This window comes from Thalassobacillus sp. C254, from assembly GCF_001310615.1.
The window spans coordinates 101,884-122,985 of the sequence record NZ_BAXQ01000009.1; the positions used below are offsets into that span (position 1 = coordinate 101,884).

The following is a 21,102-nucleotide window of genomic DNA, read 5'->3' on the forward strand; positions in this document are numbered from 1 at the left end:
GCAAGAAACAATGTTACAGCCATCTTCGGTGCCAGGCACCGTAAATGACAGGTTTCCCTATGTTTCGATCTTAGGTATAATGAGGTATAACAAAAAAGACCGAAGGCAAAGGAAGGGTAGGCCATGGGAAAGGGCAACCGAACGTTGAAAGAAGAAAAGGTATTTAAGGACCCGGTGCACCGTTATATCCATGTGCGTGACGAACTCATTTGGGAGCTGGTTGGAACGAAGGAATTTCAGCGTCTGCGTCGTGTCCGTCAGCTTGGGACAACGTACCTCACGTTTCACGGTGCCGAGCACACGCGCTTTAACCACTCACTGGGAGTATATGAAATCATGCGCCGTATTATTGAAGGCTTCGAAGGCAGGCCTCACTGGGATGAAAAAGAAAGGCTCCTTTGTTTATGTGCGGCACTTCTTCATGATATAGGGCATGGCCCGTTCTCTCATTCGTTTGAAAAAGTATTTCACACGGATCACGAAACATGGACGAGAAAAATCATTGTAGGAGACACCGAAGTCAACCAGGTTCTTAAAAGGATGGGGGATCATTTTCCCCAGCAGGTTGCTGATGTTATTGAAAAAACCTACCCTAACAAGCTGGTAGTCAGCATGATATCAAGTCAGATTGACGCTGACCGCATGGATTATCTCCAGCGGGATGCTTTTTATACAGGAGTAAGCTACGGCCATTTTGATATGGAACGTATCCTTCGGGTAATGAGACCTACGGAAGACCAGGCTGTTGTAAAATATACCGGCATGCACGCAGTGGAAGATTACATAATGAGCCGCTATCAGATGTACTGGCAAGTATACTTTCATCCAGTAACGAGAAGCGCCGAAGTTATTTTAAGTAAAATATTGCGTCGTGTACGTGTTTTATATGATAAAGGCTACAGCTTTAAACAGGAACCCGCCCATTTTAAAGGTTTTTTTAATGAATCCCTCACCTTAGAAGAGTACCTTCGTTTAGATGAATCAGTCGTATTGTTTTACTTTCAAGCCTGGCAGGATGAAGAGGATGCTATACTTAAAGATTTGTGCCAGCGGTTTATGAACCGCCGCTTGTTTAAATACGTGGAATTTGACCAGAACTTTGTCATGAATGAATGGGGCGAACTTCAAGAACTGTTCCGCAAAGCAGAAATTGACCCGGAATACTATCTTGTTATTGATTTTTCCTCTGATCTTCCTTATGATTTTTACCGGCCGGGAGAAGAAGAAGAGCGGATGCCTATTCATTTGTTAATGCCAAACGGGAAGCTTAGAGAGTTATCGAGGGAATCAGATGTAGTCGAAGCCATATCAGGAAAAAAAAGAACGGATCACAAGCTGTATTTTCCTGTGGATCTTCTGGAGACAAAAGGCCATGAGAAGGAAAAGCAACGAATTAAAGAAATTTTGTTAGAAACATAAGAGGAAGGTTTCGCAGGCGAAACAGTAGGAAATAGAAGTGACAAGTATAGATGGCAGAAATGAATTATCTGGGCAGAGGAGGCGCTTGCCAGTGCTGACTGAACACGCGAAAGTAATGGCGTTATTAAAAGACGCAGGAGAAGTCGTAGGACGTAAAAAGCTGCAAAAGATGGTATACATCAGCAAAAAATTGAAGCTCCCTTTTCAAGAGAGATACAATTTCCATATGTTTGGTCCGTACTCTGAAGAACTGACCTTGAGAGTGGAGGAGCTGAGTAATCTGGGATTTGTAAAAGAGGTCAAGGAAAAGAAAGCCGGCTATTACCAATACCGTTATGCCCTTACAGAAGACGGAGAAACATTTTTTAAAGAAATTTCCTTTAGAATGGCCCAATGAAAAGGCAAAAGGGATGGTAGAAAGCATGAATACCCATCCTTCAAAGTTTTTGGAGCTTGTATCTACGATTCTTTATTTTGACGACCTTCCTAAGGCAGAAGTAAAGGAAAAGGTGTTTACGTTAAAGAAAAAGCAGAATTATTCTGAAGAGGATATAGAAGAAGCATATAATTATATACATTCATTGAAACATTAGGTATTTTTTGTGATTGCCTGTGGTAATCTGACAGGGAAGACACCGGGGCTGATACTTACTATTACCGCCTGCTGATACAGCGGGCGGTTTTCTAATAGAAGAAAAGGCAAAACGCCTCCTCTCAGTGGAGGAAAAGCGCCAGAAGGAGTGGAAGTCATTTACAATCATTTTCCTTCGAGTGGTAGAAAGCAGAACTATTATGATAAACTAAACATTAACTCAAGAAGAAAAAGGCTGTTGAAAGGAGTTATATACATGGACCTTTTCGATAAAAAGAAAAACGAAGAAATAAAGAAGATGGGCGGCCGAAGAGGCGGCGGATTTAATATTTTAAGCAGTGATTCCACGGATGGTCATGGCGGGTACGGAGCCGGGACGTTAAACTTAAATAATATTTCACCGGTTATTGTCGATCCTGAGGGTGGAGATGCATTTGTGGATATGGGAGCTCTTCATGCTCGTTCTGAGATTGAAAAACGCATTAAGTTTTTAAAGAATAAAGAAGAAGTGCCAAATGGCCGTCTGTACTGGCTTGTGTGGGTGACCGTAGACCACCGTGATGGCAAGCCGTATTACGCCGGGGTAGCAGCGTGTGAAATGACAGTTGATAAAGAGATTCGCCGAGGTTACAAGAGCCTTCCGGAACATGTAAATAACATGGATAGGTCGTTAAAAAGAAAACTTGTTGTCGATAAGATGGACGATAAGTCAAAGCAAATATTAGCAGAGTTTCTGCAAAGTCATAGTGAAGAGATGTGGAAAAATAGTGATGAAGACCTCCACCAGGCTCTGAGTACAACCTGATTTCGGCAGAAACAACGTGAAAAACCTGTGACCACTCATGAGAAAAGTCACAGGTTTTTTTTAATAGGCAGTATTTATATAACCAGTTCTTTACCAAACATATAGGTCTGGTTTTGTCCATCCCCCAATTATGCAAACTATGAACGATTTTTGAACAGATGGACTACCTGGTTGTTCTTTTGGAAAAATATAAGTAAACTAGCATTACACACACACGCAATATAGCTAGGACACTAAAACGTGTAAGGGTTTCCGAATCCTTGCACGTTTTAGTTTTATTACAAATATTACAGCTTTACCCAGGGTGCCAGGCACCTAAATTTATTCACCAAACCAGTTGATAAAGCGGTCGAAGAATTTTTCTTTTTGTTCAGGCAGTTCATCCTCAAGCTGCCCTTCCGGCTTGTCATTATCATCTTCCTCGAGCTCTTCGGTACAGGACTTAATTGGTTCTGTTCCTTCAAGGAAAGCAACTTTTCGCGAGGGGCCGCATGCTTCAGCTCCTAAAAGGCCGGTCTCAAGGTCAATGTCTGCCTCGATGACATCAGGCGGCCTTGAGAAAGAGAGTTTCAGCTCTTCGGCTAGCCTTCATTCATTGTCCGCGCCCAGATTCGCTTTGCAAACTGTCCTTCATCTCCGTGGTGAAGAGAGCGGTTATCATCATACCCGACCCAGACACCTGTAAGAAGCTGGGGTGAAAAGCCCACCATCCAGCTGTCTGCTGGTGTAGATCCGCTTTTTCCTGCAATGGGTCTGTTAATCATGTGCGCGACGGATCTCCCCGTTACTGTCGTATAGGTATCCATGTCTGGATCAAACATGCCAGTCATTAAATCGGTCATAATGTAAGCTAAAGAAGGATCAAACACTTCCACTTTCTCCGTTTCCGTTTCCAGAATCACGTTCCCTTCTCCATCTGTCACTTTTTCAATTAAATAAGGATCAATCCGGTAACCGCCGTTTGCAAAAGGACTGTAACTTCCAGTCAGTTCAAGGAGGTTTACGTTTTCTGTGCCCAGCGCAAGAGATGGAATGGGAGAAAGAGGACTATCAATCCCTGCTTTTTTGGCCGTTTCCATCAATGCTTCGGGACCAAGAAATAAATGGGATTTCACAGCAAATATGTTATCAGAGACAGCTAAAGCTTCAGCCATCGTAATAAAATCATCGGCATAACGATTTCCAAAGTTTCCTGGCGAGTATTCATCTTCCCCGTCGTTAAACGGAAACGTACTCTCTTCGCTCACAAAAGAAGTGGTTGGGGTAAACCCGTTCTCAAGAGCCGCATAGTACAAAAAGGGTTTAAAGGTAGACCCTGGAGGCGCATAGCCTGCGTCGCCCGGTTAAAGGCGGATTGTTCATAGTTTTTCCCTCCAACCATCGCTTTGACAGCTCCTGAGCGGGGATCTATGGATACAAGTGACCCTTGAATTTCCGTATCAGCAGGCAGTTCAATCGCCAGCTGGTTTTCAGCTTTTTCCTGAAGCACAGGATCCAGAGTGGTATAGATTTGAAGTCCTCCTTCTTCCACAAGCTGAGGGTCGAGCTCATATTCATCAACAAGAAGCTGCCTTACATAATCCTGAAAAAACGGGCCAGTACGGCCATCTGTTACTGTTGCACTGTCTACTAGAGGGAGTGCTTCTTGTTCCGCTTCCTCTCTCTGAGCTCCTGTGATCATTCCTGTTTCTTCCATGGCGGCAAGCACGGTTCTCTGCCGGGATTCCGCTCGTTCAGGTTCCAGAAACGGTGAGTAATAGGTAGGACCTTTTGGGATGGCAGCAAGCATGGCGGCCTCTCCTAACGATAAGTTACAGCCGATTTATTAAAATAGAGTCTTGAGGCCGCTTCTATTCCGTAGGCTCCGTGGCCGTAATAGATCGTATTGACATACCCTTCCAAAATGTCTTCCTTGTCGTAGTGCATTTCCAGACGGAGGGCGTAAAGAGCTTCCTCAATCTTTCTTGACCACGTTTTATCATGAGAAAGAAAGAGGTTTCTTGCATACTGCTGTGTAATCGTACTGGCTCCTTGTGCCTTTGAGCCTGATTTTATGTTAGCTGCCACAGCGGCTCCGATTCTTGTAAAATCAAACCCTTTGTGGCTGTAAAATCTGCGATCTTCAATAGCAAGAGTAGCATCAATAAGGTCAGGCGAAATTTCTTCAACGTTCACCCAGTATCGCTGCTGTCCCCCCTGGCTCTCTCCGATGATGGAACCGTCTTCCCCGTAAAATACTGTCGTCTGGTCTACCTGCAGAGGAGGAGCTCCTGCTCCTAAGGAGTAAAGCACAACCAACAGTGCTCCTCCCATGGCAAAAATGCCTGCCAATAATGTAAGACGAAATCCCATACGAATAAATCCCGGCCGTTTCTTCTGAAGACGCTGCCTTCTTTTTCTTGTTACGACATCCATGCCATTACACCTCTTTTCCTTACAGGAAGAATTAGATAACAGACTCTCTGTTTGATAGAATCTATTTCTAGTTTTGGTTTTTTGAAAGAATTTTAAACAAGGAGTGAAAAATAACCTTGCATTCTCTGCCTTCCTGCGGGTATAACAAAAAGAGGGTTCAACCATTGCTTTTAATAAGGCTTTATTCCAGACAGGAACTACAGGCGGCTAGTGAGGGAACTCCCTTACCCTGGATGCTAATTTCCGGACCGGGGTCTGAGTGGGATCTTTTTTGTCAGTGTAAAGCTAAGAACGGGTGAAGACCTGGAAGGAAAGCGGGAAAGAACCTATTTCAAGTTGAGGTGATTTGCAGTGGAATTTTGGTTTACGGAGAAACAAACAGATAAATTTGGTATTACAGCGAAAGTGAAACGAACGCTCCATACAGAAAAAACAGACTATCAACAGCTCGATGTTGTAGAGACGGAAGAGTTTGGGAATATGCTGCTTCTTGACGGAATGGTGATGACCACGGAAAGAGATGAGTTTGTTTACCATGAAATGGTCACCCATGTACCTTTGTTTACTCACCCTGAACCTAAAAGTGTTCTTGTGGTTGGCGGTGGAGATGGAGGAGCGATCAGAGAGGTACTGAAGCACCCATCTGTCGAAAAAGCCACGTTAGTAGAAATTGACGGCAAAGTCATCGAGTACTCGAAAAAGTACCTGCCAACGATTGCCGGAGCTCTGGATGATGAGCGCGTAGAGGTAAAAGTTGGAGATGGGTTTATGCACATTGCAGAAAGCGAAAATGAGTACGATGTGATCATGGTCGATTCAACAGAACCGGTGGGACCAGCTGTGAAACTGTTTGAAAAAGGGTTTTACGAAGGTATTTACAAAGCGCTTAAAGAAGATGGAATCTTTGTGGCGCAAACAGATAACCCATGGTTCCAAAGTGAACTTGTGAAAAATGTCTACTCTGATGTTAAAGAAATCTTCCAGGTTACAAGCTTGTATACATGTAATATCCCTACCTATCCAAGTGGCTTGTGGACATTTACCATCGGGTCTAAAAAACATGATCCGTTGAATGTGCCCGAGGAGCGATTCCACGACATTGAAACCAAGTACTATACAAAAGAGCTTCATACAGCAGCCTTTGCTTTGCCTAAATTCGTCTCCGACCTCATCAAGTAGGGTGCCAGGCACCCAGCCTGATTGTAACAAGTTTGTCATAAAGCTTCAGCGGGAATCGTTGTCCTGCAAGGATTTCACCTGAAATAACACAATGGGGTGCCAGGCACCACAATACAAAGGAGGAAGTTATCATCAGGAATTTTGATCAAGCCTACTCTGGAAAAGTATTTATCGCCAGTTCTCCTTCTTATGAAGAAAGTGATATCGTATTGTACGGTATGCCGATGGACTGGACGGTCAGCTTTCGGCCGGGATCCCGTTTTGGGCCAGGGAAGATTCGCGAAGCTTCCATTGGTCTTGAGGAATACAGTCCATATTTAGACAGGCATTTAGAAGATGTTTCCTATCACGACGCAGGCGACCTTCTGCTTCCCTTTGGAAATCCACAAAAAAGTCTTGATATGATTGAGGAAACGATTGACATGTTTTTAAAGGATGGAAAGTTTCCAATTGGCCTGGGAGGAGAGCATCTTGTCACATGGCCGATTATTAAGGCAATGTCCCGTAAGTATGAAAATCTTACCGTGATCCACATTGATGCCCACACGGATTTGCGAACAGATTATGAAGGCGAAGAGCTTTCTCATTCTACACCAATCCGAAAGGCTTGCGAGTGGCTGGGACCGGAAAATGTATACTCCTTCGGTATTCGTTCTGGAGAAAGGGAGGAGTTTGAATACGCCAGTACATCAGGAATGCACTTCCACCGGTTTAACGTAGCTGATCCTTTAAAACAGGAGCTGCCTAACCTGGAAGGAAGGCCCGTGTATGTCACCATTGATATTGATGTACTTGATCCGGCCTACGCACCTGGGACAGGGACTGCAGAAGCGGGAGGCATTACATCTAAAGAGCTCCTGGAGGCCATTCATTTTATTGCACGGTCAGAGGCGAACGTGGTAGGGGCAGACCTAGTAGAAGTAGCACCGGCTTATGACGCAAGTGAAAAAACACAAATTGCTGCCGCTAAATTTATAAGAGAAATGATTTTGGGCTGGCCGCAAAAATAACAATCAAAGGGGGGCTCTCTTTCTTAGTTGAAAGAAGTCTCCTTTTTCATGCCAACATAAAAAGGGGACGCCAACGGCAAATAAAAATCATGAACCGGTATATACCGTCCATGTAAGGAACTTCTTCAGACAAGCGGAAAGAAAGATTTATGAGTAAGCACTATTTTTCATAACGTGATAGAGTAATAGAAGCAAGGCTTTCATAGTTTTGTCAGAAGAAAAAGTGTTAGTACAGGAGTATTACGTATGAATAATCATTCTTTAGTATTTGAAAAAGGGATGACTGCAAACAAAGTGATCCTTATCCTTGGTATTCTTTTTGTATCTTTTAATCTGCGCCCGGCTATTACTGCTGTGGGACCGGTAGTAAGCGCAATCAGGCTGATCTTCATATTACAAATGGACAAGCTGGTTTCATTACGACTCTGCCGCTTCTTTCTTTTGCGGTGTTTTCTTTTATTGCTCCTAAGCTGGGATACCGATTTGGAAGTGAAGCCATGATATTTGCAGGCATGCTGGCTTTACTTGCCGGTATTCTTATCAGGTCCACGGGAGTATTGTCTGCTTTATTTATTGGAACAGCTCTTGTCGGTGTGGGCATTGCTCTGGCCAACGTATTGCTCCCAAGCATTATAAAAAACAGGTACCCTGCTAAAATCGGTCTGATGACCGGTGTGTACACTGCGTCCATGTCTATTTTCGCAGCGCTTGGCTCCGGGTTTACCATCACGTTAGCGGACGGATTTCAATTAGGCTGGCAGCATTCTCTGATGTTCTGGGGAATTCTTGCCCTGGCTGCACTTATCCTATGGTATCCCCAGCTTCATCAGTCATCAGGAAACCAGGCTGATGTAAAAAGAAAAGCTCAAGCCGTTCCTGGAAGTAATATATGGCGCTCGGCTATTGCCTGGCAGGTCACTCTTTTTATGGGCTTTCAATCCTTTCTTTTTTACTGCATGATTGCCTGGCTGCCTGAAATTTTAAGCGGAGCCGGGCTGCCCCTGGCAACAGCAGGGTGGCTTGTCTCTATCATGCAGCTTGCTGGTATCCCGATGGCCTTTTTTATCCCTGTGCTCGCAGGCGCCTTGAAAATCAAAAAGGACTGATATGGCTTATCGGGGCTCTTTATATGGCAGGTCTCAGTGGCTTACTAACAGGCGGCAGTGTGGTGCTTATTACCATAAGTGTGATGCTGATTGGTCTTGGACAGGGATCTTCAATCAGCCTGGCTCTGACATTGCTTGGGCTGCGGGCAGCAAATCCGAAAGAATCAGCTGAGCTTTCGGGAATGGCCCAGTCTCTTGGCTATGCTTTTGCGGCTACCGGGCCGGTGTTGATAGGATTTTTCCTTGATATGACAGGTTCTCCTTTTGTTCCATTGTTTATTTTTGTTGGGATTGTAGTCGTCATGGTGGTCGCAGGCTTGGCGCCGGAAGAAACAAAACAATCTTTCAAGTGTAGAGAGGCTCTCTTTAAAAAGGGAGCTTCTTTGTTTGAATTAAACGCCTATACTATTAATTTTGTCTTAAAAGTTAAAAGATTAAAATTAAATAAAAAGGGAATAGGGAATAATAGGAAATAAAAAACCTTAAGAGATGGTCAGGATCATCTCTTACATAATGGTTGTATTCTGACTGAAAAAAGGAGGATAGCAATGAAAGATCAGCTTCAATATAAGGTTGTGGCGTACAATGATCAAGGAGAGGAATTCAGCGTTTCTCCAAGTCATTTAGAACAGGATGCGATTTTTACAACGAAAGAGGAAGCAGAAAGGGCATGTGCCGACATGAAATCAGCATTGCCAGACGATTACACAATAAAAGTAAAAGAAATAGGAATGTGAAAGAAGCCATTGCGCGGAAGCAATGGCTTCTTTTATTACAGTAGTGTTACAACCCCGCTAGGTGCCAGGCACCGCGATATAGGGGTGGACGGCTTTATAATGGTCTTTGACTCCAACGTTGTTTCCCGTGACTAAGATAACTGTCGGCCCGGTCGGCTGGACGGTTCCGGCAAGCAAAGCCCCCACTCCGACGGCCGCTGCGCCTTCTACTACCAGCCGGTGCTTTTCATAAAGATAAGCCATCCCTTTTGCGATGATCTCCTCAGGCAGCCGGCACCTTTGATCGACATACTGCTTCACACATCTGTACGTGTATTTATTTTTCTGTCCGATGCCTCCAAGCAGGCTGTCAGCATAAGTAGGGTGTTCCGGAATAACAACGGGCTTTCCGGCAAGGAGGCTTTCATCCATTGCAGCTCCCTTTTCTACACAAAGCCCGATCACCTGGGTATCAGGAGCGGCTTCCTTCATCACCATTCCAACACCAGACAGAAGTCCGCCGCCGGACAGTCCGCCCATAACGGTTGTGACCTGTGGCAGTTCCTCGAGTATCTCAAGGCCAATGGTCCCTTGCCCGGCAATGATGTCGGGATGGTCAAAAGGTGGGATGACCGTTAACCCTTCCTCATCCCGAAGACGGTAGCAGGCAGCCTCCGCGTCGTCCTGTCCCTTTCCTTCAATATGAAGTTCAGCACCGCTTTCTTTTAATGCTTCCACTTTCGATGAGGGCACATTTTCAGAAATACAGATGACAGCTCGAAGTCCTAAGCGAGAAGCTGCAAACGCTACAGCAAACCCGTGATTTCCCGTAGAAAAGGTTGTCACCCCCGTGGCTTTTTCCTCTTCGCTTAGATTATTGATCATATTTGTCGCCCCTCTAAGCTTAAAAGAGCCCGTCGGGTGAAGCTGCTCCAATTTTAAGAAGACAGGGACGTCCAGTCGTTTTGATAAAGGCAATGAATAAAGAAGGGGAGTAGAAGAAACCGTGCTTTGAATTCGCTCCTTTGCTTCCCACACGTGTCTTACAGTTAGATCCTTCATCCAATTCCTCCTGCCAATAGGTTCTTACTTAATGTCTTTCTGTTTTCAAAAAGAAAATCCTCTCCCTGAACCAAAAAGGTTTCTTTTCCTGCGAAGATCCCGTTTAAGTCAGCCATTACATCCGCAGTTCATTTCCCGCCCAAAAGCTCGTCCAAACTTTTTTAAAAAGTAATCATGCTTTCCGTTCCTTACATAATATATTGAAAAGTATAAAGCTATTCCTCCCGGCTCATAAAAACCAGCTGGGCAGGCTGTTGCATGGAAAGAAAAGCAGAAAGCCGTAAGCTGCTGACCATAGAATGCTGTCTGTAAAAGAAAGGAAGCAGACTGCCGGCAGCAGGGGAAAGTAAAAGTAAAACAAACTGAAGGGGAATCTTCTCGTGAAATAGATAGTAAAAAGAGCTTACCTTGCAGGGATGATGGTTGTCTGCAGCTCTTTTCTCAAGGTTTTAACATGAACGACAAAGGAGGCAGCCGAATGCGATCAATGACAGCCTTTCCAAAACAAGAATATGACGAGCGTCTGATCAAAGTGAAAGAGGAAATGGAACGAGCAGGGGTGGAGCTGCTGTTAATTAGTGATCCGGCCAATATGAACTACATTACCGGGTATGATGGCTGGTCTTTTTATGTATCACAAATGGTAATGATTTTTATTGATGAACCGGAGCCTTACTGGTTTGGAAGGGGCCAGGATGTAAATGGGGCCAAGGCGACCACGTGGCTTCCTGAAAGTCATTTGCTTTCCTACGGGGACGAATTTGTGCATGCCAAAACCAAGCATCCCATGGATGAAGCGGGACGGTGGCTCAAAAGCAAAGGAAAGCATGCGAAAAGAATCGGTGTAGAACTGGACGCATATTATTTTTCTGCTAAAGCTATGAATCATTTAGAGCAAGCACTTCCTGATGCGGCATTTGCTGATACAACAAACCTGGTTAACTATGTGCGAATGATTAAATCAGACAGGGAAATTACTTTTATGAAAAGAGCGGCTGCTATTGCCGAGGAAGCGATGAATGAAGGAATTCGTGCCATTCAGGAAGGAACAAGAACCTGTGACATTGCAGCAGCTATTTCTTCGGCTCAGATTCGAGGAGCAAACGGAATAGGGGGCGATTACCCGGCCATTGTTCCTCTGATCTGCGGGAGAGCTCACCTTTGCTCCCCATTTGACCTGGACAGACGAACCGCTGAAAAAGGGAGAGCCTATCATCATTGAACTTGCAGGCTGCTACCGTCGCTATCATGCGCCCCTTGCAAGAACGGTCGTACTGGGCAAACCGGATGCCGAGCTGCAAAGGCTGGCTTATGCAGTGACAGAAGGCATTGAAAACACCCTCGATTCCATACGGCCAGGATTAACATGTGAGGAGATCGAAGGAGTCTGGAGGAATACGATCTCAAAGCATGGATTTAATAAGGATTCCCGTATTGGCTACTCCATCGGTGTCAACTACCCGCCAGACTGGGGAGAGCACACAGCGTCAATACGACCGGGCGATCATACAATTCTTCAGCCCAATATGGCTTTTCACCTCATTCCAGGTATTTGGCTCGACAATATGGGGGTAGAGATAAGTGAGTCCTTTATTGTGACTGATAAAGGGTGTGAAACCTTAGTAGATTATCCTCGTTCTCTCATTGTTCAGCCAGGTTTTTCAACGGCAATCTAGAAGTATGGTAGAAAGCTGTGAAAAGGAGTGATGGGCTTGTATATTTTTTCAGAGAAAGATATTCGGGACATTGTAAAGGTAGACAAGAAGGCATTGTCCCTGATCGAAGAAGGCTTTAAACGATTCGAAGAGGGAGAGGTGACTCTCCCGCCTATTTTACGGGTGGACATTCCTGAAAACAACGGCGAAGTCGATGTGAAGACCGCTTATATTAAAGGAATGGACAAGTTTGCTTTAAAAATATCTTCAGGCTTCTTTGATAATTACAAAATCGGTCTTCCCAGCTTGAGCGGCATGATGCTTCTCTTTAGCACAGAAACCGGTGTGCCGGAAGCTGTTCTTCAGGATAACGGATATTTAACAGATGTCAGAACAGCAGTAGCAGGAGCCATGGCAGCCAAATTCATGGCAAAGGAAGAAATTGATACGGTAGGGGTGATCGGCACAGGCACCCAGGCCCGTTATCAAGTAAAAGCGCTCAGTCTGGTGCGTGAGTTTAAGCGGATTGTTGTTTATGGACGAACTCCAGAGCATGTTGAAAAGTATAAAAGAGACATGGAGGAAGAATTTAAAATCCCTGTGGTAGCCGTAGAAAATCCAGAAGAAGCAGTAAGTAAGAGCGATATTCTTATTACAACCACCCCAGCTAAAGAACCGATCATTCAAGCAGAGTGGATAAAGCCGGGGCTTCATATTACCGCTATGGGCTCAGATGCAGAAGAGAAAAATGAGCTTCATCCAGAGGTTTTAAAAAAAGCAGACCTTTTAAGCTGTGATGTGGTAAACCAGGTGTTTACGTTCGGTGAACATCACCACGCGAAAGAGGCAGGTCTGGTTTCTGAAGAGGACTCAATCATTGAGCTTGGGGCACTGGCTGCCGGGAACAAAAAAGGAAGAACAAGTGATGAACAGATAACGGTGACTGATTTAACGGGAACGGGGGTACAGGACACAGCAATTGCTGTATATGGTTATGACCGCCTCCGAGAGCAGGAAAAAGGTGTATGGTTTGGGGAAAAGGAATAAGGATACAAAAGCGGGACAGCCATCAAGGCTCCCGCTTTTTGCATGGACCTGAAGGATGGACTCCCCTTTCAGAGGATTATAGGATAGCGTAACCTCCCTTCATAACAGGCATACGGCTGCTCTCCTCTGATAAAAGGTTGATACTGTGTATTAGTCAGACATATGGTATCATAGTCGTTACCATCACCTTTCTAAAAGGATCTTCCCATCAAGAAGACGAACATAGTTATTTATGTCTTGCCATACATAGGTTGTCCTTTTCTAACATAGAGTGTACAAATGTTTTTTTATTTCACACATCTGAGGATGAAGAAGGCCGGCAGAAAATGGCGCTCCTTAAAGGAAGTTTTAAAAAGGAGTGAGGCTCCCCTTGCATGAGAAGGTGGGAATCGCTACACTTTTAAAAAGAAAGGTGAGAAAAGACATGCCTACTAATGCAAAAACACCGATTTATGTAGAAATGACAACAAATATAAGCCAAGAAGGGCAAAAGGACCAAATAAATTTAGAAGCGGCAGGAGAGCTGTACCGCAAAAATGATTTTATTTATGTGACCTTTACGGAAACCCTTGAGGATATCGGTGAAGTGAATACGCTGTTAAAGGTTGGAGACGAGCAGATCACGGTCATTCGTAAAGGAGCTGTTTCCATGAGACAGCCTTTCTTTCTTGGCGAAGTGACCTCTGGAAGCTATGAAACCCCTTTTGGCAAACTTGCGACAGAAGCGAATACGGATCAAGTATCTATCCAATGGTCTGACGATGGAAACAAGGGAGATATTTCGTTTGGATACGACCTGACGCTCCAAGGGTCATCAGCAGGAAGATATGATGTGAAGATTTCGATTGAGGAGGAGACGTAAGAATGAACATAGCAGAGCAAATGAAGGAGCGGCTCAAAGAAGAAATCATAGCAGCCGTTGAAAAAGCAGGCTCGCCAGTAAAGAAGAGATCCCTGAAGTTATTTTAGAAACACCCAAAGAAAAAGAACATGGGGACTTTGCAACAAACATGGCAATGCAGCTGGCCCGCATTGCCAAAAAAGCTCCCCGTCAAAATTGCAGAGGAACTAACGGCACAGCTTGATAAAGAAAAGGCTCTATTGAGAAGGTAGACATTGCCGGTCCTGGATTTATTAACTTCTTTTTAGATAACGGCTATTTAAGAGATTTAATACCAACGGTTATTCAAGCCGGTGAAGAGTACGGCCAAACAAACAGCGGAGGAAACAAAAAGGTACAGGTCGAGTTTGTCTCTGCTAATCCTACCGGGAATCTTCACTTAGGACATGCCCGTGGTGCAGCTGTAGGAGATACGCTGTGTAATATCCTTGATAAAGCGGGTTATGAAGTGACGCGTGAATATTACATTAATGATGCGGGAAATCAGATTCAAAACCTGGCTCTTTCTGTGCAGGCTCGTTATTTGCAGGCGATTGGGGAAGACGTAGATATGCCTGAAGACGGGTACCGGGGCGCTGACATTGAAGGCTTTGGCCGGGAGCTTGCCGAAGAGCACGGCGAGAAGCTAAAGGATCTCCCTGCGGAAGACCAGCTTTCTTTTTTCCGTGCGTATGGTCTTAAGAGAGAAATAGACAAGCTGAAGAAAGATTTAGCTGACTTTGGTGTTGAATTTGATGTGTGGTATTCCGAAACCTCACTTTACGAAAATGGCAATGTAGAGGATACGCTGGAGCTTTTGAAATCCAAAGGAGAAACCTTTGAAGAAGAGGGTGCTGTGTGGTTTAAATCCACGGAGTACGGAGATGACAAGGACCGTGTGCTGGTAAAAAGCGATGGAACATACACGTACTTAATGCCCGACATTGCGTATCACCGTGACAAGTATGAGCGGGGCTTTGAGAAAGTCATTAACATCTGGGGTGCAGACCATCATGCTACATACCAAGAATGCGTGCTGCAGTACAGGCGCTGGGTTATGATAAAGAGCAGCTTGAAGTGCAAATTATACAAATGGTCAGCCTTTACCAAAATGGTGAAAAGGTAAAAATGAGCAAGCGGACAGGAAAAGCTGTTACGTTACGAGATCTTATGGAAGAAGTCGGCATTGATGCGACCAGGTATTTCTTTGCTATGAGAAGTGCAGACAGCCATCTTGATTTTGATATGGATCTCGCTGTATCCAGCTCAAACGAAAACCCTGTGTATTACGTTCAGTATGCCCATGCGAGACTATGCAGTATTTTCCGCCAGGCTGAGGAAAAAGGAATCAATCTTGATGTAGAAGCTGACCTTGCTCCCGTTAACACAGAAAAAGAATTCGATCTTCTTAAGAAGATAGGTGAATTTCCGGAAGTGATTGCATGGTCAGCCGATAAATATGCTCCCCACCGGATCACCAACTACCTTCATGAGCTCTCTTCTGCCTTCCACAGCTTTTACAACGCAGAACGGGTGATTGATGCAGAGAACCCTGAGCAGACCAAAGCACGCCTGGTTCTGGCAAAAGCTGTCCAAACCACGCTTCAAAATGGAATGAAGCTTATCGGCGTATCTGCGCCTGAAAAAATGTAATAAACGCAGCAAGGTTTTTAACAAGGAAAGCAGGGAATATAACAAAAGGGAGCCTCAGGCTGAGGCTCCCTTTCCCATGGGTGTTAACTGACTTCATTTTTTAAGAGGACGATCCTGTTATAAGGAAACTCTTCTTCTTTTCCAACAAGAGGAAAATCAATGAATTCAGCCACAATTGTCCGGTCGTATTCAGCAATGACTTTCATTTCTTCGCCATCATAGTAGACTGTTTGACCGGTCTCAAATAGTTTAGGCTTTTCTTCTGCCATAGTATCACCTGCTATTAAGTTCGTTAGCTTTGTTATTTCACGTTTAGGTGAAGTTTAAACTAACTCCTTAGAATAAAAATTTATCAGGATAGTAAATCCTTTAGAGTAAATCATAGTAACAAGGATGTGATTGAGATGCAAGAGGTTATTTATGCCTTACTTACAGGAGCGGTAGTGGGTTTTTTATTTGCGCTCCTTCGCCTGCCCATACCTGCACCCCCTGCTTTTGCCGGAATTATGGGTATCGTAGGAATTTTTCTGGGGTATAAGATCTTTCAGTGGATTCTCCCTCTTTTTAATGGGGGATCATAAAAGCAGAGGTGAAATAGACGATGCCGTATTTTCATTCGAATGGAGCAGATCTATACTACGAAAGCACCGGGAGCGGACCCCCTCTCATGTTTCTTCATCCGCCTGCGATGGGAGCAGCGGCTTTTTATACCCAGCGGGAGGAGCTGAGTGATCAATTTCAGGTCATTACTTTCGATGCCAGGGGTCATGGAAAGAGCGGAGACGGAGGCAGGAATGATCTTTTGATTGCTGAATGGGCCGAGGACATGGCAGCACTTGCGGACCACCTGGGAGTGAACCAAATCATTCCATGCGGCTATTCTAGCGGAGCAAACCCGGCTCTCGAGTTTGCGATATCTTACCCGGAACGAACAGCCGGCTTGATTCTTATCAGCGGATATCCTGAAGTCAGCACGAACATTCTTGATAAGCAGATTAAAATCGGAATATGGGGAATGAAAAAGGACCTTAGAGGGATGCTGGCCAAATGGCTTGCTGTCTCTCACACAGGGAACAAAAGACATCAACGCTTTATTGAGAAAACAGCCAAAGCAAGCAATCCGGTTCTGTTAAAAAACCTCTATGCCAATAGCTTGTATTACCAGTGTACCGAGCAGCTTCCCAAGATAAAGTGCCCTGTCGCTGCTATCTATGGAGCAAACGATTATTACATCCACTACTATCAGTATTTGTTTTACAAGTACGTGAGAAACATTCAACTGATTCATATTCAGGACATTGCTCATCAGATTCCAACGAAAAAACCGAAAGAGCTTCATGGAATTATCCGAAGCTTTGTTGCACAGCATCATTTAAGTTCTATTACCTGAAAATTGATTTGTAAACTCGTCTTCAAGCAGCTTCTTTTCAACCAGAAAGGAAGCTGTTTTTATTTTGCAGAAAAACAGGCAGTACGTTGGAAAGCATTCTTTCCTTCGTCGACATGTTTCTTCTCGGTAACGAATGAATACGAAAGAGTGGAGCATAATGAGAAGAAGGATCAGGGTTTGGAGGTGAAAAGATGTGAAGCGGTCACTATTGCATCCAAAATCTACTCAAGAACAAGAGAACAGCTCTCCTTCTTTAAAAGAAGTGCTTCGTCACTTCGAACGATGTGACGATTTGATTGAACGAAAGACTCCAGATGCTGATACTACTGTTCTTTATTTCAATCACCTTGTAGAAGAAGACAAGCTTGAGAGAAACCTTCTTGGCCCTCTCCGGGAAAAGAAAGAAGCAGACATTAATGAGCTGTTTATTGAAGAACAGTCAGCTGTTGGGAAAAAGACTGCTGAAGTGGTTGATGGCATCCTTAGTGGAGAGGCGGCAGTGTTCTGGAAAAATCAAACCTTTTTAATAGATGTATACGGGCCTGAAAGCCGCACTGTTCAATCAAGTGAAACGGAGACAGTCGTTTCCGGTCCTCACGACGCCTTTGTAGAAACTTTAGGGACAAACCTTTCTCTTATTAGAAGAAGAATTAAATCGTTTGACTTGAAGATCGAATTTTTTCAGGCAGGAACAGTGACAAAAACAGATGTGGCCCTTCTTTACATGAAAGGAAGAGCCGAAGAGGAAACAGTAGAGGAAATGAAAAAAAGAATTACCAGCGTGAAAATGGATGCCCTTTTTGAAAGTACAATGCTGGCTCAGTATATAGATGATCACCCAACTCCTTGTTTCCCCAGTTTTTGACGACAGAGCGACCAGATCTGATTTCTTCCAAGCTCGTTGATGGAAAAGTAGTAGCTATGGTTGATGGCAGTCCGTCTGCATTGATGACACCTACTAGTTTCTTTGAGTTTTTTGCCTCCCCTGATGACTTTTATCAGCGCTGGATATTAAGTTCAGCAACCAGGCTCCTTCGTTTAGTGGCGTTTTTGATTACACTTACGTTTACTGCCTTTTATGTTGCTGTGATCACGTACCACTACGAGCTTATCCCGGAAGATCTGCTTTTACAGATTGCCACCTCAAGAGCACAGGTTCCTTTTCCTCCCCTCGTTGAAGCACTGATGATGGAGTTTACCATTGAGCTTCTAAGAGAAGCAGGGGCCCGTCTTCCTACAAAAATCGGCCAGACCATCGGCATCGTGGGAGGGATTGTCATCGGACAGGCTGCTGTGCAGGCAGGCATTGCGAGCGGTATCCTTCTTGTGACGGTGGCGATTTCTGCGATTGCTTCCTTTGTGATCCCAAGTTATTTGATGAGCACAGCGATCAGGGTTATTCGTTTTGGGTTAATTATTCTTGCGGGCTTTTTAGGACATTTCGGCCTCGTAGCAGGATTGGTCTTTATTCTTATTCACCTGGCAAGCTTACGTAATGTAAGAACATCATATATGGTTCCTTTAACGCCTTTGGTACTTAGAGATATGCTTTTTACCTTTATACGAGGGCCATATTGGGCCCGGCCAAAGGGAGCTAAAGAGAAGTATATTAAATAAGTCAGCAAACGAGGTATAAGCTATGCTAAGAGAAAAGCTGCAAGTTTTTCATGTGATCCTCCTAACGTACATGCTTCAAACAGGAGTTGTACTCTTTAGTTTACCCCGCCTTGTGGAAGAAAATCTTGGTCCCAATGGCTGGATTGGACTCCTTGCTGTCTTTCTGATTGCCATAGCCAATGCCTGGCTGATCGCCCTTGTTTTTCACCGTGGGAAAGGAAAGTCTGTATTTGAGATTCTCGAGTCAGTTTCTAAGTGGCTCGCTTATCCCATCTATGTCTACCTGATTCTTGTGTGGGCTTTTTTAGGGTGTCTCGTAGATGCTCAGTTTGTGTTTTATTTTTCAAATGATCAGTTTTCCTACGACATCACCCTGGGTATTTAAAGTGACCATATTGATGTTAGTTGTTTTATATGTCCACACAAAGGCTTACAGTATGGTTAAAGCAGCATCCATGTTATTTTTCTTGTCAATTTGGACATTGGTAGTGCTAGCTTTCCCCATGCAGGAATTTGATTGGGGAAGAACTGAGCCACTATTTTTTCATTCAAACATTGCAAATGTGGAAGGAGTGCTGGAGGTATATCCTGCGTTTTTAGGTTTTGAGCTGATTCTTTTGCTGTTTCCCCTGATGTACAAGAAGTTCAGGCTGTTTCAAGCCCTCGTGCTGGGGAATCTCTTTTCTCTTTTTGTTTACATGGCTACCACCATTGTTTCATTAGGCTTCTTTGGCTCCCAGTATATAGGTGAAATTATGTTTCCAGTGTTAGACTTGATTGGATATGTACGTCTTCCCTTTGTGGAAAGGGCGGAAGCTCTAATCTTTTCCTTTTTTATTGGAAAAGTAGTGGTGACGGTCGGGTTTTATTATTGGGCAGCAAAGGAAGCTCTCGAAAGAATATACAAGCCCAGGCGTCCAACCTGGCTTGTCGTTTTTCTCATTATCGGTACTTACATTCCGGTAAGAATGCTTGATACTTTTCATCAAATCCAAGAGCACCTTGCACTCGTGGCCATGCATGCTACCGTCATTTCGTTTGGCCTTCCTATATTACTACTAGTTATTTTGTCTTTTAAAAAGCCGGGAAGGAGTGTTCAAAAAGGATGAGGAACCGTATTGTTTTTCTGATTTTTCTCCTTCTTATGGTAGTTTCCGGATGCGAGGACGAACGAATTTTGGAAGAGCTGGGGGTGATCCATACAATTGGCTATGATATAAACGACGGTGAAGAGGAAGAGAAACTTCGGGTAACTATGAAATTGCCAAAAGCAGGGGAGCTTGAAGGAGCCGAAAGTGAAACCTTAACGATGGAAGCAGCCAGCAGCAGGGATGCTCGTCATCAGCTTTCCAGACAGACAAGCCGTGAGCTGGTAGGAGGACAGATGAGAGTCGCTCTATTTGGCCTGAATCTGGCGGAAGAAGGAGTATGGGAGACACTGGACACTCTGGTGAGAGACCCCACAATCAGTAAAAGAGTAAAAGTAGTCGTGACCCAGGGAACTGCTCATGAATTAATCGTGACTGATTTCCCTGAACATGAACGAACGGACTATTATCTTGACGGAATCATTGAAAAAGAAACAAGGTCATTTACGATCCTCCGGTTGACCTATATAGTTTTGCAAGAGACTTGATCAACGATGGTGTAGAACCTGTGGCCACGCTTGTCAAGGTAGGGGAAAACGAAATAATTATGGACGGAACCGCTCTTTTTAAAGGTGATCAATATGTTTCCAAAATTGATCCTAAAAAAAGCAATATTTTCTTTTTTTACGAGACGGAGCGCGAATAGGGGAAATTAATGTGAACCTCAGTTCTGAGGGGAAAGAACAGGAAAATATTGTACTTACTGCTATTACCAGTGATAGAAACATTGAGGTGGATGTCAGCGATCCCGAGCACATCAAGGTGAATTACAAAGCGAATGTAAAAGGTTCCTTGCATGAGTACCAGGGAGAGATGGACATATTTTCACCAGAAGCCCAAAGAGAACTGGAACAAACTCTTGCTGTATATATTGAAAACATGGTGGAAGAAATAGCCCAGGAGCTTCAGGATCTTAGAGTAGACAGTCTGGGGGTTGGAAAGCATGTTAAGAAAAAGCTTGGAACTTTCGAATGGTCCGAAGAAAAGTGGAGAGACGAAATGTTTCCCGCTGTTGATATAACAGCCGACGTAGATGTAACCATTAAAGACACTGGACTCTTTAAAACAGGCCCAGGGAATTTAAAGTAGGCTTTCTACGGGAAACAGCAGAGGATTTAGAAATAATAAAAAAAGAACTCCTGACGGTCAGGAGTTCTTTTTCTGTCTTTTTTAAAGGAAAGATAAAATAATACTAATTACCACAATAAGACCAATAATCATTAAGATTGTACGAAGCATGACATTCATCCTCTCTTAAAAAGGTTTAGTTCACTTTTCCCTTTTCAAGAGAGAGAATAAACAAGTAATTGACTTATTAGAGATTTTCTCACGTTCTAAGTCTAAATAACCAGTAATAAGTACCTGATTCAGAGGGTTTCTAATCACTGCAGCTATTACTTTTTTATGA

The 21,102-nt window shown here is 44.0% G+C and carries 19 protein-coding genes and 5 pseudogenes; 19 read left to right on the forward strand and 5 right to left on the reverse strand.

Annotated features, from left to right (window positions below; all coding sequences use genetic code 11):
- Positions 1 to 123: 123 nt before the first annotated feature.
- The 3 genes and pseudogenes from JCM19033_RS10650 to JCM19033_RS10660 all read left to right on the forward strand — a co-directional run bounded on the left by JCM19033_RS10650 (position 124) and on the right by JCM19033_RS10660 (position 2,816).
- Positions 124 to 1,419: an HD domain-containing protein gene (locus JCM19033_RS10650; protein WP_054636295.1), complete on the forward strand. Its 1,296-nt coding sequence runs from the start codon at positions 124 to 126 to the stop codon at positions 1,417 to 1,419.
- Positions 1,420 to 1,510: 91 nt separating this feature from the next.
- Positions 1,511 to 2,012: pseudogene (locus tag JCM19033_RS10655) on the forward strand (YwgA family protein).
- A gap of 255 nt (positions 2,013 to 2,267) precedes the next feature.
- Positions 2,268 to 2,816 (forward strand): YwhD family protein, encoded by a 549-nt coding sequence (locus JCM19033_RS10660; RefSeq protein ID WP_054636296.1) that lies wholly within the window; start codon positions 2,268 to 2,270, stop codon positions 2,814 to 2,816.
- A gap of 581 nt (positions 2,817 to 3,397) precedes the next feature.
- On the opposite strand, the gene JCM19033_RS25645 is transcribed toward JCM19033_RS10660, so the two are convergent.
- Genes JCM19033_RS25645 through JCM19033_RS25655 form a run of 3 tightly spaced genes read right to left on the reverse strand, consistent with a single transcriptional unit; the run spans position 3,398 to position 5,231 of the window.
- Positions 3,398 to 4,111 carry a transglycosylase domain-containing protein gene (locus JCM19033_RS25645; protein ID WP_269758127.1) on the reverse strand — a complete coding sequence of 238 codons (714 nt, stop codon included), beginning with the start codon at positions 4,109 to 4,111 and terminating at the stop codon, positions 3,398 to 3,400.
- Entirely contained in the window at positions 4,060 to 4,605 is a 546-nt protein-coding gene (locus tag JCM19033_RS25650) for a hypothetical protein (protein ID WP_269758128.1), read from the reverse strand. Before JCM19033_RS25650 ends, JCM19033_RS25645 begins: the two co-directional genes overlap by 52 nt.
- 11 nt (positions 4,606 to 4,616) lie before the next feature.
- A complete protein-coding gene (locus JCM19033_RS25655; RefSeq protein WP_269758129.1) occupies positions 4,617 to 5,231 on the reverse strand; it encodes a transglycosylase domain-containing protein in 615 nt (204 codons plus the stop codon).
- A 351-nt stretch (positions 5,232 to 5,582) separates the two neighbouring features.
- Here JCM19033_RS25655 and speE point away from each other — a divergent pair, with 351 nt between their 5' ends.
- The 4 genes and pseudogenes from speE to JCM19033_RS10685 all read left to right on the forward strand — a co-directional run bounded on the left by speE (position 5,583) and on the right by JCM19033_RS10685 (position 9,263).
- Complete coding sequence (gene speE, locus JCM19033_RS10670; RefSeq protein ID WP_054636297.1) at positions 5,583 to 6,410, forward strand: polyamine aminopropyltransferase; 828 nt, start codon at positions 5,583 to 5,585, stop codon at positions 6,408 to 6,410.
- A 131-nt stretch (positions 6,411 to 6,541) separates the two neighbouring features.
- Positions 6,542 to 7,420 (forward strand): agmatinase, encoded by an 879-nt coding sequence (gene speB, locus JCM19033_RS10675; protein WP_054636298.1) that lies wholly within the window; start codon positions 6,542 to 6,544, stop codon positions 7,418 to 7,420.
- A gap of 279 nt (positions 7,421 to 7,699) precedes the next feature.
- Positions 7,700 to 8,881, forward strand: a pseudogene (locus JCM19033_RS10680) (CynX/NimT family MFS transporter).
- A 193-nt stretch (positions 8,882 to 9,074) separates the two neighbouring features.
- Entirely contained in the window at positions 9,075 to 9,263 is a 189-nt protein-coding gene (locus JCM19033_RS10685; RefSeq protein WP_054636299.1) for a hypothetical protein, read from the forward strand.
- A gap of 57 nt (positions 9,264 to 9,320) precedes the next feature.
- On the opposite strand, the gene eutB is transcribed toward JCM19033_RS10685, so the two are convergent.
- On the reverse strand, positions 9,321 to 10,304 hold the full coding sequence (gene eutB, locus JCM19033_RS10690; protein ID WP_054636300.1) for a hydroxyectoine utilization dehydratase EutB: 984 nt from the start codon (positions 10,302 to 10,304) through the stop codon (positions 9,321 to 9,323).
- A 487-nt stretch (positions 10,305 to 10,791) separates the two neighbouring features.
- Here eutB and JCM19033_RS10695 point away from each other — a divergent pair.
- The 4 genes and pseudogenes from JCM19033_RS10695 to argS all read left to right on the forward strand — a co-directional run bounded on the left by JCM19033_RS10695 (position 10,792) and on the right by argS (position 15,539).
- A pseudogene (locus JCM19033_RS10695) lies at positions 10,792 to 11,980 on the forward strand (M24 family metallopeptidase).
- 36 nt (positions 11,981 to 12,016) lie between these two features.
- A complete protein-coding gene (locus JCM19033_RS10700; RefSeq protein ID WP_054636301.1) occupies positions 12,017 to 13,006 on the forward strand; it encodes a cyclodeaminase in 990 nt (329 codons plus the stop codon).
- 424 nt (positions 13,007 to 13,430) lie between these two features.
- Complete coding sequence (locus JCM19033_RS10705) at positions 13,431 to 13,868, forward strand: DUF1934 domain-containing protein (protein ID WP_157049839.1); 438 nt, start codon at positions 13,431 to 13,433, stop codon at positions 13,866 to 13,868.
- A gap of 2 nt (positions 13,869 to 13,870) precedes the next feature.
- Positions 13,871 to 15,539, forward strand: a pseudogene (gene argS, locus JCM19033_RS10710) (arginine--tRNA ligase).
- Positions 15,540 to 15,622: 83 nt separating this feature from the next.
- Here argS and JCM19033_RS10715 read toward each other — a convergent pair.
- A complete protein-coding gene (locus tag JCM19033_RS10715) occupies positions 15,623 to 15,808 on the reverse strand; it encodes a hypothetical protein (RefSeq protein ID WP_054636303.1) in 186 nt (61 codons plus the stop codon).
- Between the two features lie 135 nt (positions 15,809 to 15,943).
- Here JCM19033_RS10715 and JCM19033_RS10720 point away from each other — a divergent pair, with 135 nt between their 5' ends.
- From JCM19033_RS10720 to JCM19033_RS10755, 8 genes and pseudogenes are all read left to right on the forward strand, one after another.
- Positions 15,944 to 16,120: a XapX domain-containing protein gene (locus JCM19033_RS10720; RefSeq protein WP_054636304.1), complete on the forward strand. Its 177-nt coding sequence runs from the start codon at positions 15,944 to 15,946 to the stop codon at positions 16,118 to 16,120.
- Between the two features lie 20 nt (positions 16,121 to 16,140).
- Positions 16,141 to 16,929: an alpha/beta fold hydrolase gene (locus tag JCM19033_RS10725; RefSeq protein WP_054636305.1), complete on the forward strand. Its 789-nt coding sequence runs from the start codon at positions 16,141 to 16,143 to the stop codon at positions 16,927 to 16,929.
- A gap of 262 nt (positions 16,930 to 17,191) precedes the next feature.
- Positions 17,192 to 18,546: pseudogene (locus tag JCM19033_RS25660) on the forward strand (spore germination protein).
- Positions 18,547 to 18,568: 22 nt separating this feature from the next.
- Complete coding sequence (locus tag JCM19033_RS23425; protein WP_054636308.1) at positions 18,569 to 18,931, forward strand: GerAB/ArcD/ProY family transporter; 363 nt, start codon at positions 18,569 to 18,571, stop codon at positions 18,929 to 18,931.
- 13 nt (positions 18,932 to 18,944) lie between these two features.
- A complete protein-coding gene (locus JCM19033_RS10745; protein WP_054636309.1) occupies positions 18,945 to 19,655 on the forward strand; it encodes a GerAB/ArcD/ProY family transporter in 711 nt (236 codons plus the stop codon).
- Positions 19,652 to 20,182, forward strand: a complete 531-nt coding sequence (locus tag JCM19033_RS10750) for a hypothetical protein (protein ID WP_054636310.1) — start codon at positions 19,652 to 19,654, stop codon at positions 20,180 to 20,182. Before JCM19033_RS10745 ends, JCM19033_RS10750 begins: the two co-directional genes overlap by 4 nt.
- Positions 20,179 to 20,340 carry a hypothetical protein gene (locus tag JCM19033_RS25665; RefSeq protein ID WP_269758130.1) on the forward strand — a complete coding sequence of 54 codons (162 nt, stop codon included), beginning with the start codon at positions 20,179 to 20,181 and terminating at the stop codon, positions 20,338 to 20,340. Before JCM19033_RS10750 ends, JCM19033_RS25665 begins: the two co-directional genes overlap by 4 nt.
- 11 nt (positions 20,341 to 20,351) lie before the next feature.
- Positions 20,352 to 20,783 (forward strand): Ger(x)C family spore germination C-terminal domain-containing protein, encoded by a 432-nt coding sequence (locus JCM19033_RS10755; protein WP_054636311.1) that lies wholly within the window; start codon positions 20,352 to 20,354, stop codon positions 20,781 to 20,783.
- The last annotated feature ends 319 nt before the right edge of the window (positions 20,784 to 21,102 follow it).

Bases quoted from the DNA above. Each gene is read 5' to 3' on its own strand.
- JCM19033_RS10660 (WP_054636296.1), top strand. From the start codon at position 2,268: ATGGACCTTTTCGATAAAAAGAAAAACGAAGAAATAAAGAAGATGGGC.
- JCM19033_RS10745 (WP_054636309.1), top strand. From the start codon at position 18,945: ATGTTAGTTGTTTTATATGTCCACACAAAGGCTTACAGTATGGTTAAA.
- JCM19033_RS10750 (WP_054636310.1), top strand. From the start codon at position 19,652: ATGAGGAACCGTATTGTTTTTCTGATTTTTCTCCTTCTTATGGTAGTT.
- JCM19033_RS23425 (WP_054636308.1), top strand. From the start codon at position 18,569: ATGCTAAGAGAAAAGCTGCAAGTTTTTCATGTGATCCTCCTAACGTAC.
- JCM19033_RS10685 (WP_054636299.1), top strand. From the start codon at position 9,075: ATGAAAGATCAGCTTCAATATAAGGTTGTGGCGTACAATGATCAAGGA.
- JCM19033_RS10725 (WP_054636305.1), top strand. From the start codon at position 16,141: ATGCCGTATTTTCATTCGAATGGAGCAGATCTATACTACGAAAGCACC.
- JCM19033_RS10720 (WP_054636304.1), top strand. From the start codon at position 15,944: ATGCAAGAGGTTATTTATGCCTTACTTACAGGAGCGGTAGTGGGTTTT.
- eutB (WP_054636300.1), bottom strand. From the start codon at position 10,304: ATGAAGGATCTAACTGTAAGACACGTGTGGGAAGCAAAGGAGCGAATT.
- JCM19033_RS10715 (WP_054636303.1), bottom strand. From the start codon at position 15,808: ATGGCAGAAGAAAAGCCTAAACTATTTGAGACCGGTCAAACAGTCTAC.
- JCM19033_RS25655 (WP_269758129.1), bottom strand. From the start codon at position 5,231: ATGGATGTCGTAACAAGAAAAAGAAGGCAGCGTCTTCAGAAGAAACGG.
- JCM19033_RS25650 (WP_269758128.1), bottom strand. From the start codon at position 4,605: ATGCTTGCTGCCATCCCAAAAGGTCCTACCTATTACTCACCGTTTCTG.
- JCM19033_RS10650 (WP_054636295.1), top strand. From the start codon at position 124: ATGGGAAAGGGCAACCGAACGTTGAAAGAAGAAAAGGTATTTAAGGAC.
- JCM19033_RS10705 (WP_157049839.1), top strand. From the start codon at position 13,431: ATGCCTACTAATGCAAAAACACCGATTTATGTAGAAATGACAACAAAT.